Consider the following 16353-nt stretch of genomic DNA (forward strand, 5'->3'; position numbering starts at 1 on the left):
CAAGTCTGATTGATAGCCGCGTCGGTTGCTCGCCAGGTCCCGGTTATTCCTTTCCCCTGTCGGCCGGTCTGGCGTCGGTTGCGCCGGGCTTTGTTTGGTCGCAATCGTCGATTGTCGGGTTTGCTACAAAAAAAATCGGGCCAAGACCTTGAAAATCATTGTCTTAGCACTTGGCACAACGGTTGCAGTAGATAGTACAAAAAACTTGGGGTTGTGCCATGAAATCGACCAAAGACATTGCCGAAATGCTGGACGAACCGGCATGCGAGCATAACAAGAAGGAAAAATCCGGCTGCGCCAAACCCAAACCCGGCTCCGCCGCCGGCGGCTGCGCCTTCGACGGCGCCCAAATCGCTCTGTTACCGATTGCCGACGTCGCTCATATCGTGCACGGTCCGATCGCCTGTGCCGGCAGTTCCTGGGACAACCGCGGCACCCGTTCGTCCGGCCCGGACCTGTACCGGATCGGCATGACTACCGACTTGACCGAGCAGGATATCGTCATGGGCCGCTCGGAAAAACGCCTATTCCATGCCATCAAGCAAGCGGTGGAAACCTTTAACCCGCCGGCGGTATTCATCTACAACACCTGTGTGCCGGCCCTGGTCGGCGACGACATCAATGCCACCTGCAAAGAAGCCACCGAGCGTTGGGGCGTGCCGGTCGTGCCGATCGACGCCGCCGGTTTTTACGGCACCAAAAACCTGGGCAACCGTATCGCCGCCGATGCGATGATCAAATACGTGGTCGGCACCCGCGACCCCGATCCGTTGCCGCCGGCCGCAATCGAAGCGGAGAAAGCCGGCATCAAAATCCACGACGTCAATCTGGTCGGCGAATACAACATTGCCGGCGAATTCTGGCATGTATTGCCGCTGCTGGACGAAATGGGCTTGCGCGTGTTGTGCACCTTGTCCGGCGACGCCCGCTTCCGCGAAGTGCAAACCATGCACAAGGCCGAAGTCAACATGATGGTTTGCTCCAAAGCCATGATCAACGTGGCGCGCAAATTGGAGCAGCAATACCGGATTCCCTGGTTCGAAGGCAGTTTTTACGGCATTACCGATACCAGTCAGGCCCTGCGCGATTTTGCCCGCGTCATTAACGATCCGGATTTGACCGCTCGTACCGAAGCCATCATCGCCCGCGAGGAAAACCGGATCCGCGAAGCCTTGGCACCATGGCGCGAACGCCTGAAAGGCAAACGGGTGCTGCTGTTTACCGGCGGCGTCAAGAGTTGGTCGGTGATTTCGGCGCTGCAGGATTTGGGTATGGTGGTGGTCGCCACCGGCACCAAGAAATCCACCGAAGAAGACAAAGCCCGGATTCGCGAGTTGATGGGCGAAGACACCTTGATGATCGAAGACGGTAGCCCGAAAGCCTTGCTGAAAGTCGTACACGACTACAAGGCCGACATTCTGATCGCCGGCGGCCGCAATATGTACACCGCCTTGAAAGCGCGGATTCCGTTCCTGGACATCAATCAGGAGCGCGAATTCGGCTACGAAGGTTACCAAGGCATGCTGGAACTGGTCCGCCAATTGGCGCTGACGCTGGAAAGCCCGGTCTGGGAAGCGGTCAGGGCGCCGGTACCGTGGAAGGCTGCGGCCAAGGTTGCCAAAGCCGCCGAACAGGCGGTGCTGTTCGCTGAGCCCGTCGCCGCTTAACCGGGGTATTTCGCCATGGCCGAAATTTTAAAACGCAACAAAGCCCTCTCGGTCAGTCCGCTGAAAGCCAGTCAACCCACCGGCGGCTCGTTGGCCTGCCTGGGTTTCGACCGGGCCATCCCGATGCTGCACGGCTCGCAAGGCTGCACCGCGTTTGCCAAGGTGTTTTTCGTCCGCCATTTCCGCGAACCGATTCCGTTGCAAACCACAGCGATGGACCAGGCCAGTTCGGTGCTGGGCGCCGATGAGAACGTGATCGAAGGCATCCGGGTCATCGCCGAAAAATCCAACCCGGCCTTGATTGCGGTATTGACCACCGGTTTGGCCGAAACCCAGGGTTGCGATGTACAGCGCAACCTGCGCGAATTTCGCGCCAAATATCCCGAATACGACCATGTCGCGGTCGTGGTAGTCAATACGCCCGATTTTACCGGTTGCGTCGAAACCGGCTATGCAGCGACGCTGACCGAAATCGTGCGTAGCTTGGTGCCGGACGCCGACCAGGCCGGCACCAAGCCCGGAACCCGCCAGCGCCAGGTCAATGTCCTGGTTAGCCCGATGCTGACGCCGGGCGATTTGGAAGCTTTGCGCGACCTGATCGAGCAATTCAATTTACGGCCGGTTTTGGTGCCGGATATTTCCGATTCGCTGGACGGCAGTTTGACCGACGACGATTTTTCGCCGGTGACGATAGGCGGTACCCCGGTGTCGGAATTGAAAACGCTGGGCGAGGCCCGCGCCACGCTGGTGATCGGCGCGTCGCTGCGCAAAGCCGGCGAACTGTTGCAGGAAAAAACCGGCGTTCCCAGCCATTTCTTCGACCATCTCTACGGGCTGCAAGCCAACGATGCCTTGATTTGCGCGTTGGCCGACATCAGCGAAATGCCGGTACCGGGCAAGGTCGAACGGCAGCGGGCGCAATTGCAGGACGCGATGCTGGATACCCATTTCATGCTCGGCCAATTGCGGGTGGCGATTGCCGGCGATCCGGATCAACTGAACGCGTTGGCGCATCTGGTCACCGGCATGGGCGCCGAAGTGGTTGCGGCGGTCGCGGCCGGCAACGCGCCGGTGCTGGCGACCACGCCGGTTGTCAGCGTCAAGATCGGCGACCTCGAAGATTTGGAAAACCTGGCCCGCGCCGGCAAGGCGCAATTGTTGATCGGTAACTCGCATGCCGTCGCCAGTGCCGAGCGCTTGGGCATTCCGATTCTGCGGGTCGGCTTTCCGTTGTACGACATCATCGGCGGCTACCAGAAAACCTGGATCGGCTACCGCGGCTCTCGCCAAACCCTGTTCGATCTGGCCAATCTGGTGATCAATTTCGCCCATGAGGACATCGAACCGTACTACTCGCCGTACGCGCAGAAGCCGGAAACCGAACGCCAAACCTGCTCGCCGTCATGTCATTAGCACGCCGCATGCAGGTATTGCATGCCCCAGACCAGAGGATGCCTATGGAAACCGCCATTAAAGTCGCTTTCGCCACCACCGACATGGTTCACGTCAACCAGCATTTCGGTTCCGCCAGATCGTTTGCGGTCTATGCCGTGGACCCGGAGCAGTCGGAGATGCTGGAAGCGGCCCAGTTCGGCGAACTGGCGCAGGATGGTAACGAAGACAAATTGTCGGTGAAGATTCAATTGCTCGAGGGTTGCGCGGCGGTCTATTGCCAGGCCATCGGCGCCTCGGCGATCAAGCAGATCGTGGCCCAAGGCATCCAGCCGATCAAGGTTCAGGAAGGCGCCACCATCAAGGATTTGATCGGCGACTTGCAACACGAAATGAAAGCCGGCCCGTCGACTTGGCTAGCCAAGGCCATCAACCAGCACAAAGGACCGAGTCCGGATCGGTTTAATGCGATGGAAGATGAAGGGTGGGATGAATAAGGCAATAGCCATTTGCCTATATGTAATTTGGGTATCGAGCCTGTCCAGAGCCTGCTTGTGCTTCGACGAGCGCAGCACGAAGGGCCCAGATTCTTAAAAGCCGGGCCGGTAAATAGTGCTGTGGGTGTCGAGAATTCGGGAGGGTTTTAGCCCCGTATGCCGCGCCGAGCACCGGAAGGTTTGAGCGGATTAGCCCGTAGGGGCGATGCATGGATGCATCGCATTTTCCGCAGGGGCTGAGATGCCCCTTCGGAAAATCCCGCTCAAACCTGAGGAGCGCAGGGAATAAGCGGCATCCGGGTCGCCTTTTCTTTGGATACTTTCTTTTGGCGACGCAAAAGAAAGTATCTCGGTTGTCGGTCCGAGAACCGACGTTAAAGAAACGTCGCGTTAGCGACACATTGAACGAATACCTTTCGGTAGCCAAGACAGCTTGACTACTTAAACAAAAAACCTGAATAGGAGAACCACCATGTCCCAACCCGCACTTGTCGTCGAAGCCGGCGATCCCTTGATGACTTCCGACATCGTCGTCGAAATGCTGAAGCAGCTTCGGGCGATGGATACCTACGATACCTACGAAGGCTGGTCGGAAGAGAAAATCATCGATCCGTTGATCATGACCAAGGAACGTAAACGTGAGATTCCGATCGTCGGCGATCCGGACGAAATCACGTTGGCCCGGGTCAAGGCCTATTACAACGCGATTGCCTCGCTGGCGGAAAAACGCACCGGCTTGATGGCGGTGCCGGTGATCAACATCACCCACGAAGGGTTCGGCCGGGCGCTGGTGCTGGTCGGCAAATTGATCGCGGTCGATAAAGTCTTGCGCGACGTGCACCGTTTCGGTTTCGGCAGTTTGGAAGAATTGAACGAGAAGACCGAGAAGATTCTGGAAAAGGCCGTCAGCTTGATCGAGCAATACAAAGAAGTGGCCGAAGCTTGAGGTGATTTATGAGTGACGAAGACATTAAAGCCTTGGAAAAAGAAGTGAAGAAAAACAAACGCCTGGCCAACGAGGCGGCGTCGGTACTGCACGACTTGATCGAAGACCGGTTGCCCGATGCCTACGGCGAACTGATGGGCGTGGCACAAGCCACCTACGATGCCTGCAAGGCCTGGGACGACGCCAACAAGAAATTCTTGGCGGCCAGCGCCACTTCAGCTTAGGAGGAACGATGAGCGAATTTGTAACCGGCGTGACCTTCGGCGGTACGGTTTGGACGCCGTCCTACGTGACCGATATCAACCAGCGCGCCTGCATCGGCTGCGGCCGTTGTTTCAAAGTCTGCCCACGCGACGTGTTCGATCTGGTCGAGAAAGACGAGGTGTTGGCCGATGCGGCTGACGACGACTACGAAGATTTCGAGGACGACGACAACAGTATGGTGATGAGCCTGAAAAACGCCGCCGACTGTATCGGTTGCGAGGCCTGCTCCAAGGTTTGTCCGAAGGATTGTTTTACGCATCAGCATAAGGCTGCGGCGTAGGTGATGGCGCTGGCGCGACGGCTGAATTGAATGCCGGTTCGCGGGCTGGCGGCCGCGATACTTTCGCTACGAAAACCATCCGTGGTTTTCGCCCTGACGGGCCAGCCTTTGGCTGTGCAAATTCGTTCGAAACGAATTTGTGTGTCGCCAAAAGAAAGTATCCAAAGAAAAGGCGACCCGGATGCCGCTTTGATCCTGCGCGCCGCATCCCTGCGGCGACCCTGGCGGGCTGATCCTTACAAAAGCCTCGTTGTTCGGCGCTGCATACGGGAAATTCCGTCCCAGTGTAGTTGGTCGGAGTGCCAGTAGATATTTTTGAAAACCGCTCATATTGGGGATGGTTTTACTCCCGTATTTCGACCCCGAGCATCGCAGTTTTTTGCTGGATTCGCCCGAAGGGGAGCGGCAGGGATGCCGCTCGTTGGCGAAGGGGCAGGAAGCCCCTTTCGCCAACCCCTGCAAAAAATGAGAAGCGCAGGATAAGGGCGAAATCCGGGTGTCGTTTCTTTTGGATACTTTTCTTTGGACAAGCAAAGAAAAGTATCTCGGTTGTCGGTCCGAGAACCGACACTCAAATCCACGTCGCGATAGCGACACCAATTTTTTTATCTTAAAAAAGGAAAGCTATCATGCCACGCCCCGAAAAACACGTATTCGTCTGTACTCAAGCCCGTCCGCAAGGCCATCCGCGCGGGTCCTGCTCGGCCAGCGGTTGCGCCGAGGTGATGAACGAGTTCATGAACCAGATCCAGGCCCGGAATCTGTTCGAGAAAATCGGTCTGACCAACACCGGTTGCATGGGGCCATGCATGCTCGGCCCGAGCGTGCTGGTCTATCCGGAAGGCGTCATGTACGGCAAAGTCACCAAAGACGACGTCAAGACCATCATCGACCAGCATTTGTTGGGCGGTGCGCCGGTCGAGGCGCTGCAAGTGCCGGCCGAGGTCTGGTAAGCCATGACCGGAGTGGCGTTTCTGGAAGAGAGGGTGCTATTTAGCCCGGATGTGCCCGAGGCGGTGAACAAGCTGCTGCAAATGGCCGTGGCGGCCAGCCATGCCGATAAACCGCTGGCGGAAAAGTACTTCCAACAGGCGCAACAGCTCGATCCGGCCTGCCTGCAGACCTATTTCGCGCTGTACAAGTTTTATTTCTACCAGGGCCGGCTGGCCGAGGCCGAGCGCGAGGCTTTGGCGGCGCTGGCGGAATCGGCGCGCCAAGGCGGGTTTCCGGCCGATTATCGGCAATTGGCGGCCGAAGCCGGGCAGTGGGATATGTATGCCAGCGACGTCTGCCTGTTTTATCTGTACAGTTTGAAAGCGCTGGGCTTCATTCGCCTGCGCCGGCAATTGGAGGACGAGGCGCGGCTGGTGCTGGCGGTGCTGCGGCAACTGGATCCGCTGGACCGTTCCGGCGGTTCGGTGATCATGCATTTGGCCGAGGCCTTGGCGGAGGATGCGGCATGAGCGAAGAATTGCAACAACAAGTCGAAGCCAAACGCAGCTTCGGTAAGGCGGTATGCCAGCGCATGACCGAGAACATCGTCAAACTGGGTTTTCCGCTGCAGACCGATCTGAGTTTGCCGGATTTCGATGCCGCGGTGTTCAGTCTGGTCACCGATCCGTTTACCCAAAGCCGGGATTTGGTGGGTTATTGGTATAACGCCGGCAAACAGCGCATCGGCCAGATCAAATTCCACGGCGACGGCAGTTTTTACGCCGAATACGACGTGGTAAAGCCGCACCCGACCAAGAAGCTCTGGTTCGTCGAGGCCATCAACGCCTGGGGCCGGCAGGACAACATCAAAACCGAAGCAAAATTGTTGGAAACTCCGCAATAAGGAGGCGCTATGGCAAATCCCAAACGCTTGTACGAATTGCTGTTGGACTATTGCAGCAGCGATGCCGTGGTGGACAATTTGATGATCGGCCTGGTCTGGACCATATGCCAAAGTCAGGGCAAGGCCACGGCCGGTCTGGCGATGAGCCCCGGCCTCGCCACGCGCACCTTGACCTGGTCGGGGACCTTGGTCGGCAAGCCGGTCACCGATCTGGCGGCCTGGATTACCGAGTGGGACCCGTTCAAGGCCACCGTGGCGATGGCAGCGATCAACAGTTGCATCAATGCCCGGCCGTTGCCGGAATCGGTGGCGCTGGATTGCCATGGCGAACACGCCAATCTGGCGGTGTTCGATTATTTTCTGCCGCAGTTGCAGGGGAAGCACGTGGTGGTAATCGGCCGCTATCCCGGCATCGAGCGCTACCAGGACAAAATGTTGCTGACGGTGCTGGAGCGGCAGCCGACGGCGTCCGATCTGCCGGACTCGGCGTGCGAGTTTTTGTTGCCGCAGGCCGACTGGGTGTTTCTGACCGGCAGCAGCATCACCAACAAGACCTTCCCGCGCCTGACCGAACTGGCCTCTCATGCCACCACGGTTTTGATGGGGCCGACCGTGCCCTGGTTGCCGCAATTGCACGAGTTCGGCATCGATTATCTGGCCGGCGTCGAAGTCGTCGACCCGCAAGCGCTGTACCACACCGCGGCTCAGGGCGGCGGGGTACGGATTTTCCATAACGGCTTGCGCTACCGGATTGCCGAGCTGGCGCCGCAACGCAGCATCAGTTGGCTGAAGCAGCAAATCGCCGATTGTTTTGCCGAAAAGTCGCAACTGACCACGGCGATGCAGCAATGGTACGACGCCGGCAACAAAGCCCGATTTCCGCAGTATTCGCTGCTCGACCAATTGAACGGTCGTTTGTCGCGCTTGGATACCAGTTTTAAATCGTTATGGGACAACTATGCCGCCGGATAACGTATGACCTTGGCTGTACCGGAACACTTCGAGCGGCACCGGTTGCTGCTGTTATACAAGGGCGACATCAGCGCTTTGACTTTATTCGCCCAGCAAGCCAACGGCAGCGTCTGTTTTCCGCAACCGCTGCCGGCGCTATCATCCGCACTGGACCAGGACAGCGGCGAAGCGGCCGGTTTGACCGTGCATCCGGCAACGCTGGTCAATGCTATCACTAAGCTGATGGGCTTCGAGGCCGATTTGCTGCAGGCCGAAGCCGGCTACAAGCAGTCGGTCGACACCCCCGGCGGCATCGTCACCGTCTACATCGCCCGCTTTAAACTGCTCGATCCGCCGCACCGGTTGATGCAAAGCCTGGATTGCCGGATGCGCACCTTACCCGAACTGCGCGGCCGGCCGCCGGCCGAGATGGAGTTGCTGCGCCGCGCCTACGAAACGATGATGGAGGGTTAGCGTGTTCGATTACATGGATTTTGGCCTGGATTCCGGCGAGGATAGCGGCGCATCGTTTTCGACCAACACCGGCCCGTATATTCCGGAGGCGCAGGACTGCATGCGCTGCGGCATGTGCGTGACCGGCTGCCCGACCTACCGTTTGACCCAAACCGACGCCGAAACCCCGCGCCAGCGGATTCGCAGCATCGAAAAAGTGTTGCGCGACGAAGCGCTCAGCGCCGACGAACGTACCCATCTGGATAACTGCCTGCAATGCCGGGCCTGCGAAACCGTGTGTCCAAGCCGGATGAAATACGGCGAACTGTTCGACCTGGCGCGGCACAAACTGACGCAATTGCAGCCGTCGTCCTGGCTTGCCGGATTGGCGCTGCGTCTGATCGAACACAAAAACTGGCGGCGCAGCTTGTTGCCGTTGCTTACCCTATATTTGCGTTCGGGCCTGCAAAAGCCGTTGCGGGCGAGCGGCCTGTTGCAAAAACTGAATCTGGCGGCCGCCGAGCGCCTAGTCTGCGAGCCGGCGCTCGGCGGTTTAGCCGGAGTTTTTCCTGTGAGTAAACGCGCCCGCCAACGCGGCCGCGTCGCCTTGTTTACCGGTTGTCTGGCCGAAAATTTCGACCGCGCCACGCTGCGGGCGGCGATCAAACTACTCAATGCGGTCGGCTACGAGGTGGTGGTGCCGGAAGGCCAGGGCTGCTGCGGCGCGATCCACCAGCATAACGGCCGCTCGGCTGAGGCACTGATCGAAAACAATATCGCCACGTTTTACGAGCTGGAAGTCGAGGCGGTGGTGTATCTGGCCAGCGGTTGCGGGGCGATGCTAACCGAATACCAGGGCGCTGATAGCGAAACCTCCGGCTGGTTCACCCGCAGTTTGCGCGACATCAATGAGTTTTTGCTGGAACATTGGCCGGACCAGCTTCAGCCGGCGGCATCCAACCTGAATATCGCGGTGCACGAACCGTGCAGCCAGCGTAACGTCTTGAAAAACGCCAAGGCGGTTTATGCCTTGTTGGCGAAAATCCCCAGCGTGAATATCGAAGCCTTGCCGGACAACCACACCTGCTGCGGTGCCGGCGGCAGTTATATGTTGAGCCATCCGGAAAATGCCGGGCAACTAAAAACGCTAAAGCGCCAGGCCATCGCCGGTTGCGGCGCCGATATCGCCGTCAGCACCAATTTCGGTTGCGCGTTTTTTCTGAACGCCGAGCGCGGCGAAACCGACCGCAAACTGATGCATCCGATTCGGCTGCTGGCCGACCGGATCTGACCAACCGCGGCCCCGCCTGCCTCGCCGCAGGCGTCGAGCCTGACTATCCCCGGCGATTTGTGTAAAATCGCGCCACTTTTTCATTTCGATAGCGCAGGCAGCAGTATGACTAAATCCATCGTTCTTACCGGCATCACCACCACCGGCACGCCGCATTTGGGCAATTACGCCGGGGCCATCCGGCCGGCGATCAAGGCCAGCAAAGACGAACAGGTCCGGCCGTTTTATTTCCTGGCCGATTACCATGCGCTGATCAAATGCAACGAGCCGGCCCGGGTCAAGCAATCCAGCCTGGAAATCGCCGCCACCTGGCTGGCGCTGGGGCTGGATACCTCGAATGCGGTGTTTTACCGCCAATCCGACGTGCCGGAAATTCTGGAACTGACCTGGATGCTGACCTGCGTCACCGCCAAGGGCTTGATGAACCGGGCTCACGCTTACAAAGCCGCCGTCGCCGAGAACGAGGAAGCCGAAGGCAACGATCCGGACAAGGGCATCACGATGGGCCTGTTCAGCTATCCGATTTTGATGGCCGCCGATATTTTGATGTTCAATGCCAACAAGGTGCCGGTCGGCAAGGACCAAATCCAGCATATCGAAATGGCCCGCGACATCGCCGCCCGCTTCAACCATATCTACGGCGAACATTTCGCGTTGCCGGAAGCGGTGCTGGAAGAAAATGCCGCGACCTTGCTGGGCCTGGACGGCCGCAAAATGAGCAAGAGCTACAACAATACGATTCCGTTGTTCGAGCCGGAAAAGAAACTGCGCAAATTGATCAACAAGATCAAAACCAACTCGCTGGAACCGGGCGAACCGAAAGATCCAGAAGGCTGCACGCTGTTCGGTATTTACCAGGCCTTTGCCAACCACCACGAAGTGGACTCGATTCGCCAGCGTTATGCCGAAGGCATCGGCTGGGGCGAGATGAAGCAGGTATTGTTCGAGAAAATCAACGACGAAATCGCCCCGGCCCGCGAGCGTTACGAAGCCTTGATAGCGGCGCCGGAACATATCGAACAGCAATTGCAGGAAGGCGCCGAAAAAGCCCGCGCCATCAGCCGGCCGTTCATTCAGCAATTGCGCGCAGCGGTCGGCATTTCCGGCTTGGCCGGCTAGGCAGCTTTGCCCGGCGGTTTGCGGTTTAACCCGGCGCAACCGGCCTAGGCTAGGATAGCCGCCATGCTGGTTTATGCGCTGCAGTCGCTGTTGTTGCCGCCGGTTTTACTGCTGGTTTTGGCGCTGGTCGGGGTGCTGGCCGACAAACGCAAATGGGGGCGGAGCATGGCGCTGACGAGTTTGGTTTTGCTGTGGTTGCTGAGTCTGCCCATCGTCGTCAACCGTTTGGCGCAGTGTTGGGAACGGGTGCCGCCGCTGCCGGCCAATGCTGCCGCAACCTTCAAACCCGGCGCACTAGTCGTCATCGGCGGCGGCCTGCAATTCGACACGCCGGAATATCCCGGCCAAATCACCTTACATCCGCGCAATCTGCTGCGTCTGCGCTATGCCGCCAAACTGGCCTGGGAACTGGGCTTGCCGGTATTGGTTTCCGGCGGCGGCGCGCTGGCGGCGGACGATGTGGCCGAAGCCGACCTGATGGCGGCGATATTGGACCAGGAATTCAAAACCCCGGTGGCCTGGCAGGAGCGCGACAGCCGCAACACCGCCGAAAACGCCCGCTTCAGCTGGGACTTGCTGAGCCAATACGGCATAAACGACATCGTGCTGGTAACGCAGGCCTACCACATGCCGCGGGCGTTGATGGCGTTCCGCCAAGCCGGCTTTAACGTCTTGCCGGCACCGACCGCCTTCATCGGCCGCAACGGCGACCCTCGCTTCCCGGACTGGCTACCGTCGCCGTCGGCCTGGGCCAACCTTTTCCTGCTGGCCCACGAAGCGGTCGGGATGGTTTGGTATCGGATTCGGTATTGATTGGGTGCATGCACAGCAGCTTTCATGCAGTATGGGTTCCCACGGTGGACCGTGGGAACCCGGATAGTGTTTAACGGCTAGCGATTAGCTCGGCGGCAGAGCGGTAACGGTGTCTGCTGGAGCGTTTTGTTGGGCATTTTGGATGTCATAGATAATGGTATCCGCACTGAAGTCCTGTTCATTCGGCCAAGCAATACCATGATGTCGCGGGTGAACCAAGCGAAAATATGATTCGTTCAAAAGCTCTTTGAATGCACTCCCTCCCAGGTAGGGCTTGACATCAAAAATGCCGGAAATACCGCTAGTTGTCTGAATCTCAATCCGATAATTATCGAGAGGAATGGCTTTTACGATCTTATCCATGGAACACTCTATCGCAATGGGTCAATTTTGAAGACTGGTTCGCCAGAAACGGCCAATTTTCAATCTGCCATTAAGTCTTCTCGGTGAATTTCTATCCACGCTTGTACCAGCTTCATTTTTGCTGGCGGTAAACTGCCATCAAGGACTGAACCATCCTCAATGGCTATCGTCGCCTCGTATTCACCTACTCAGCATGGATATGAGGAGCGCTGTGTTTCTTGTTGTCGTAGAAATACATCAAGATCAGGATTCCGTAGAACATCGAAATTGTTGGCACACTGGGCTCCTTTATTTGTTTGCCCAACGTAAAGCTAAGGGGCGCGACGTTAGGAGCGTCCCTTTGAGCGCCTTGTTGGACATCACTTCCAGTAATCGCCGCATTTGGCGAGGATCCCGTTCGGAGGTGAGGTCTTGCCTCTACTATTCCAAGGTGGCTGTAGGGTGTAAATCAGGTAGTTCTCGAGCTGCTCGGCGAATTGCTCGGCCGGAATAGCTGCAATTTCTTGGCTGTTGATTCCGATCGCAGTTGCTCGCTTCTGGACCAAGGAAACGAGCTGGCTGTAGCCAGCAAAATAGAGAGCGACGGGCTTGCAGCCGGCCAATAGCTCTTCGGCAATGAACTCAATGGTCGCCTTCTTGGTGCCGCTCGTGGTTCCGTGAGACCAGTAATGCTGCCCAGTTCGATTGTCCGGACGTATCCATCGATACAGAACTGTCTTCTCCAGAGCCTTTCCCACGTAGCGGATTTCGCCCGTTTGGCTGTACACGGCATACAGGTACGGACCCTTCACGTTCCGATTCGATAAAGGTTGTGTCCTTGGGCCGGCGTCAGGGCGCGGTCCAAGGATAGGGAACTTTTTTCCAGCGACGGCTTCTCGAGCGCGCTCAAAGGAGCCAGGCAAGATGTCAGTGAACTGCCACGCAAGATTGAAGGAAAGGTCGGAATGGCTCGGATGTTTCATTGCATTATCAGATTGTGGAAATAGGTTCGTGACGTCCAACGCGGAGTTGAGTCGTCTGCGCGGCTTTTCGCGCAGGTCGCCTCGAACGCAGGGTCAGACGTCGCTTTACCGACCAAGAAGCTCTCCTAGCGCATTGGACTTCTTGCGGTTGCATGAGCGGCAGAGCAAGCGAATGTTCTCCACTGTCGTTGCACCTCCCCGCGAAAACGGAATGATGTGATCAAACTCAATTTCATCGTCAGGAACGTGAGCGTGGCATAGCTGGCAAGTGTGATTGTCTCGACGGACTACCTTGAGCATGACATTGCGTGGGACCGAGCGACCTTCGGGCCGCGACTCCTTTGTTTCGGTTCCGCCGCTCTGGACGAAGAAGACCGGGCATGAATGTCCGAACACTTTGCAGGTGATGTCCTCTGGCTCGTACTCCCTGAGTTGTTCTGCAACCCATGGACGCCATAGGTGAAGCATTCGGATGTCGTCCCAGATGTCTTCCTCGGTCTTTGACTTGCCGTTTGCGAGCGACATCAAGTGGTCGTTGTAACGGCCTTCGACTTCTGCCTGGGATTCCCGAACGTCGGCAAACGTAAAGTACTCGACCATCGGACCGTAAGGGCAGTACTTCAGCTCCCAGCAAGGCTTACACACAGAGTCCTTCGGAAATGGCTTACGCTTTGGCATAGGGCTTGCGATGTCTAACTAGTAATTAAGTGGTTTCCGTATATCACCAAGCTGATGTTTATTTTCACTGTAACTAGTTGGTCAGCATCGGATTTTCCTGTCTGTCTATCTTCGTCGATTCGAAACGATGTTCGGGAATAGCCATTTGGCCGCCATTCAACCACTTCGCAGGATTGACCGCAACGGGACTCGCCGGCAAGCGAAATAGTTAACCCAATGGCCCGATTATTCCCGCCGCGTTGCAATCCGCTTCAACGATAGCCGGAAAGCTCCCGGCGCATGTCGTCGAGTTGCCGTTCGTGGAAGTACAGGTCTTGGCGGTGGTGATCGTAGTGGCGGTCCAGGTCTCGCAGTTCGCTGCGCAGTCGGTCGCGCTCTTTGTCGGTCAATTTGCTGTCGCGCAAACGGCTTTCCTTGTCGGACAAGTCGCTTTGCAGCTGGTCCAGTTCGTTGCGGTCTTCGTACACCGCATAGGCCGCAGCGTTGTAACGGGCAAATTGGCTGTCGATGGCCGGTGGACAGACGTGTTGGTAGCCGCGGCCGTTGAGGCCTTCGGTGAACGCGTTGTCCAGCCGGCAATAATCGCGCAGCCCTTGGTCGCGGCCGGCGAAATAAGCTGCTTGGTCGACGACGATGCCGTGTTCGCGGCAGGCGTCGGCGTGGTCGGCCAGCCGAGCGCCGGGCTCGCCGCCGAGACCGTCGCGTATGCCGACGCCGAACCAGTCGCCGCGCAGGCAGTCTTCCCGGCTCAGGCTGGCGCAACCGGAATCAAACAATAAACCAAGTAAAGCCGCCGCCAGGTAAACGCTGCGGCGGAATCGGCGGCGGATCAATTTAAGCGGCGGCTTCATCGCGGTCCAGTGCCGAGTCGCGCAGCGGCTCTTTCATGGTTACGGCAACGCACAATGCCAGTGCGGCGCAGCCGCTGACGTAATAACCGAACCAATCCGGGTGGCCCTGGCTTTTCAGCCATAAGGCCAGATATTCGGCGCTGCCGCCGAACAGGGCTACGGTCAGCGCATACGGAAAACCGACACCCAGGGCGCGAATCTGGACCGGAAACAATTCGGCTTTGACGATGGCGTTGACCGACGAGTAGCCGGAGGTGATCAGTAACGCGCACAGGTACCAGGCCAATGCGGTTTCGACGCTGCGCGCCTGCGCCAGCAACGACAGTAGCGGCGTGGTGCATAGGCTGGCGCCGATGCCGAAACCGATCAGCAGCGTGCGGCGGCCGACGTAATCGGAAATCAGGCCGAAGATCGGTTGGAGCGCCATGAACCCCAACAGGCCCAGGCTGCAGATCAGCGTGGCGTCGTCTTTGCTGAAGCCGCTGGTGTTGACCAGAAATTTTTGCATGTACACGGTAAAGGTGTAGTAGGACACGGTGCCGCCGGCCGTCAGGGCGACGACGGTGAAGACCGCGCGCGGGTGGCGCGCCAGTTCCCGCAATGCGGTCCGGCGGCCGGGGTGCTGGCGGGAATTGGCAAAGGCGCTAGTTTCGGCCATGTTGCCGCGCAGCCAGAGTGCGAGCACGGCCAGGGTGCCGCCGACGACGAACGGAATCCGCCAGCCCCAGGCGTGCAGTTGTTCGCTGCTTAACAGGTAGCGTTGCAGCAGCATCAATAATCCCAGGGCCAGCAACTGGCCGAGCACGATGGTCACGTATTGAAAGCTGGAATAGTAACCGCGGTGCTTGGCGCCGGCCATTTCGCTGAGGTAGGTGGCCGAGCTGCCGTATTCGCCGCCGATACTGAAGCCTTGCAGCATGCGGGCAAACAGCAGCAGAGCCGGCGCCCAGTTGCCGATTTCGGCGTAACCCGGCGCGCAGGCGATGATCAACGAGCCCAGGCACATCAGACTCACGGATAACAGCAGCGCGCTCTTGCGGCCTTTGCGGTCCGCCAGACTGCCGAGCAGCCAGCCGCCCAGCGGGCGGAACACGAAGCCGACGGCGAATACCGCGGCGTTATTCAGCAATTGCGCGGTCTGGTCGCCTTCCGGAAAGAACAGCGGGGCAAAGTACAGGGCGAAGGCGGCGTAGATGGCCCAGTCGAAATATTCGACCAGATTGCCGGCGGAGCCGCTCAAAATGTAACGCAGGCGCTGCCGGTGCGACAGCGTAGGATTGGCGGGCGGAAGTGCGGCGAAAGATTCCATCCCTGCGCCTGGTCGGCCTTATTCGACGGCGGGAGCTGGCTGAGCGGGTTTGGCTGCGGCTTTTTTCGGCTTTTTTTTCTGCGACCGGTATTTCAGCCGTTGCGCCTGGGTGGCGTTGTCTTTGGTGACGCGGCCGGCTTCGTTACCGTTCAGATCGACCCGAATCGCGCCTTCGACCATGCAGGCCCAATAGCGGTTGCCGGTACACCAGGTTTTGATCGCTTCTAACAAGGCTTCCTTGGCGATGCCGAGTTGTTCGGACTGTTCGACCAAGTCGTTGTGGATGCCGATTTTGAGCGGGACTTTCGGGTTGGGGCTTTTCGGGAAGATGGCCGGAAAACGTTTCTGCAACTGGCCGATGGTTTGCACGACCGGGTCGACGTCCGCGCTTGGCGCTTGGTGTTGCTTTTTCTGCTCTTGCTTTTTCGCTTTTTCGGCGGCGGCCTGTTGCGCCAGTTGATCCCGCAGCGATGCTAATTGTTCGAAGCCCATACGCAAACCGATAATGTACTGAAAAACGCGCATTGTACAACGATGCGGGCGGCGGTGAAATTTGCCGCGCATTTCATGCGGTTTATTTCGGCATTGATCCGGCTGAATGGCAGCGGTTTGCGGCTTAATTTATTTTTACATTCGGCAGACGGCGATTTACTTTATTTTGGGCATACTTGAGACTATGA

Annotated in this window: 20 protein-coding genes; 14 read left to right on the forward strand and 6 right to left on the reverse strand. The window is 58.1% G+C overall.

Annotated features, from left to right (window positions below; all coding sequences use genetic code 11):
* Window positions 1–218 precede the first annotated feature (218 nt).
* From nifE to PL263_RS19095, 14 genes are all read left to right on the forward strand, one after another.
* Complete coding sequence (gene nifE, locus PL263_RS19030) at window positions 219–1667, forward strand: nitrogenase iron-molybdenum cofactor biosynthesis protein NifE (RefSeq protein ID WP_140911747.1); 1449 nt, start codon at window positions 219–221, stop codon at window positions 1665–1667.
* Between the two features lie 15 nt (window positions 1668–1682).
* Entirely contained in the window at window positions 1683–3080 is a 1398-nt protein-coding gene (gene nifN / locus PL263_RS19035; RefSeq protein ID WP_278210861.1) for a nitrogenase iron-molybdenum cofactor biosynthesis protein NifN, read from the forward strand.
* A gap of 44 nt (window positions 3081–3124) precedes the next feature.
* The gene (gene nifX / locus PL263_RS19040; protein ID WP_278210862.1) at window positions 3125–3556 is read left to right on the forward strand and encodes a nitrogen fixation protein NifX; all 432 of its coding nucleotides are present in this window, start codon (window positions 3125–3127) and stop codon (window positions 3554–3556) included.
* A gap of 472 nt (window positions 3557–4028) precedes the next feature.
* Window positions 4029–4502 (forward strand): NifX-associated nitrogen fixation protein, encoded by a 474-nt coding sequence (locus PL263_RS19045; protein WP_140911751.1) that lies wholly within the window; start codon window positions 4029–4031, stop codon window positions 4500–4502.
* Between the two features lie 8 nt (window positions 4503–4510).
* The gene (locus PL263_RS19050) at window positions 4511–4726 is read left to right on the forward strand and encodes a CCE_0567 family metalloprotein (RefSeq protein ID WP_278210863.1); all 216 of its coding nucleotides are present in this window, start codon (window positions 4511–4513) and stop codon (window positions 4724–4726) included.
* A gap of 8 nt (window positions 4727–4734) precedes the next feature.
* Window positions 4735–5046, forward strand: coding sequence for a ferredoxin III, nif-specific (gene fdxB, locus PL263_RS19055; protein WP_140911753.1), 312 nt, complete (start codon window positions 4735–4737; stop codon window positions 5044–5046).
* A gap of 629 nt (window positions 5047–5675) precedes the next feature.
* Window positions 5676–5999: a (2Fe-2S) ferredoxin domain-containing protein gene (locus tag PL263_RS19060; protein ID WP_140911754.1), complete on the forward strand. Its 324-nt coding sequence runs from the start codon at window positions 5676–5678 to the stop codon at window positions 5997–5999.
* Between the two features lie 3 nt (window positions 6000–6002).
* Entirely contained in the window at window positions 6003–6509 is a 507-nt protein-coding gene (locus PL263_RS19065) for a hypothetical protein (protein WP_278210864.1), read from the forward strand.
* Complete coding sequence (locus PL263_RS19070) at window positions 6506–6883, forward strand: hypothetical protein (protein ID WP_140911756.1); 378 nt, start codon at window positions 6506–6508, stop codon at window positions 6881–6883. The genes PL263_RS19065 and PL263_RS19070 overlap by 4 nt, the downstream gene beginning before the upstream one ends.
* A gap of 9 nt (window positions 6884–6892) precedes the next feature.
* Entirely contained in the window at window positions 6893–7855 is a 963-nt protein-coding gene (locus PL263_RS19075; RefSeq protein ID WP_140911757.1) for a DUF364 domain-containing protein, read from the forward strand.
* 3 nt (window positions 7856–7858) lie between these two features.
* Window positions 7859–8308 carry a hypothetical protein gene (locus PL263_RS19080; RefSeq protein WP_278210865.1) on the forward strand — a complete coding sequence of 150 codons (450 nt, stop codon included), beginning with the start codon at window positions 7859–7861 and terminating at the stop codon, window positions 8306–8308.
* 1 nt (window position 8309) lies between these two features.
* A complete protein-coding gene (locus tag PL263_RS19085) occupies window positions 8310–9578 on the forward strand; it encodes a (Fe-S)-binding protein (RefSeq protein WP_278210866.1) in 1269 nt (422 codons plus the stop codon).
* 105 nt (window positions 9579–9683) lie between these two features.
* Complete coding sequence (locus PL263_RS19090; protein WP_278210867.1) at window positions 9684–10697, forward strand: tryptophan--tRNA ligase; 1014 nt, start codon at window positions 9684–9686, stop codon at window positions 10695–10697.
* Between the two features lie 63 nt (window positions 10698–10760).
* Window positions 10761–11510, forward strand: coding sequence for a YdcF family protein (locus PL263_RS19095; RefSeq protein ID WP_278210868.1), 750 nt, complete (start codon window positions 10761–10763; stop codon window positions 11508–11510).
* 84 nt (window positions 11511–11594) lie between these two features.
* On the opposite strand, the gene PL263_RS19100 is transcribed toward PL263_RS19095, so the two are convergent.
* The 6 genes from PL263_RS19100 to PL263_RS19130 form a co-directional block, all read right to left on the reverse strand.
* On the reverse strand, window positions 11595–11873 hold the full coding sequence (locus tag PL263_RS19100) for a DUF2442 domain-containing protein (RefSeq protein ID WP_278210869.1): 279 nt from the start codon (window positions 11871–11873) through the stop codon (window positions 11595–11597).
* 359 nt (window positions 11874–12232) lie between these two features.
* Window positions 12233–12835 carry a hypothetical protein gene (locus PL263_RS19110; protein ID WP_278210870.1) on the reverse strand — a complete coding sequence of 201 codons (603 nt, stop codon included), beginning with the start codon at window positions 12833–12835 and terminating at the stop codon, window positions 12233–12235.
* Window positions 12836–12940: 105 nt separating this feature from the next.
* A complete protein-coding gene (locus PL263_RS19115; protein ID WP_278210871.1) occupies window positions 12941–13435 on the reverse strand; it encodes an HNH endonuclease in 495 nt (164 codons plus the stop codon).
* A 329-nt stretch (window positions 13436–13764) separates the two neighbouring features.
* Window positions 13765–14364 (reverse strand): DUF2799 domain-containing protein, encoded by a 600-nt coding sequence (locus PL263_RS19120; protein ID WP_278210872.1) that lies wholly within the window; start codon window positions 14362–14364, stop codon window positions 13765–13767.
* The gene (locus tag PL263_RS19125; protein WP_278210873.1) at window positions 14348–15673 is read right to left on the reverse strand and encodes an MFS transporter; all 1326 of its coding nucleotides are present in this window, start codon (window positions 15671–15673) and stop codon (window positions 14348–14350) included. Before PL263_RS19125 ends, PL263_RS19120 begins: the two co-directional genes overlap by 17 nt.
* 18 nt (window positions 15674–15691) lie before the next feature.
* A complete protein-coding gene (locus tag PL263_RS19130; RefSeq protein WP_278210874.1) occupies window positions 15692–16198 on the reverse strand; it encodes a ProQ/FinO family protein in 507 nt (168 codons plus the stop codon).
* Window positions 16199–16353: the final 155 nt, after the last annotated feature.

Source organism: Methylomonas sp. EFPC3 (assembly GCF_029643245.1).
GTDB classification, from domain to species: Bacteria; Pseudomonadota; Gammaproteobacteria; order Methylococcales; family Methylomonadaceae; genus Methylomonas; species Methylomonas koyamae_B.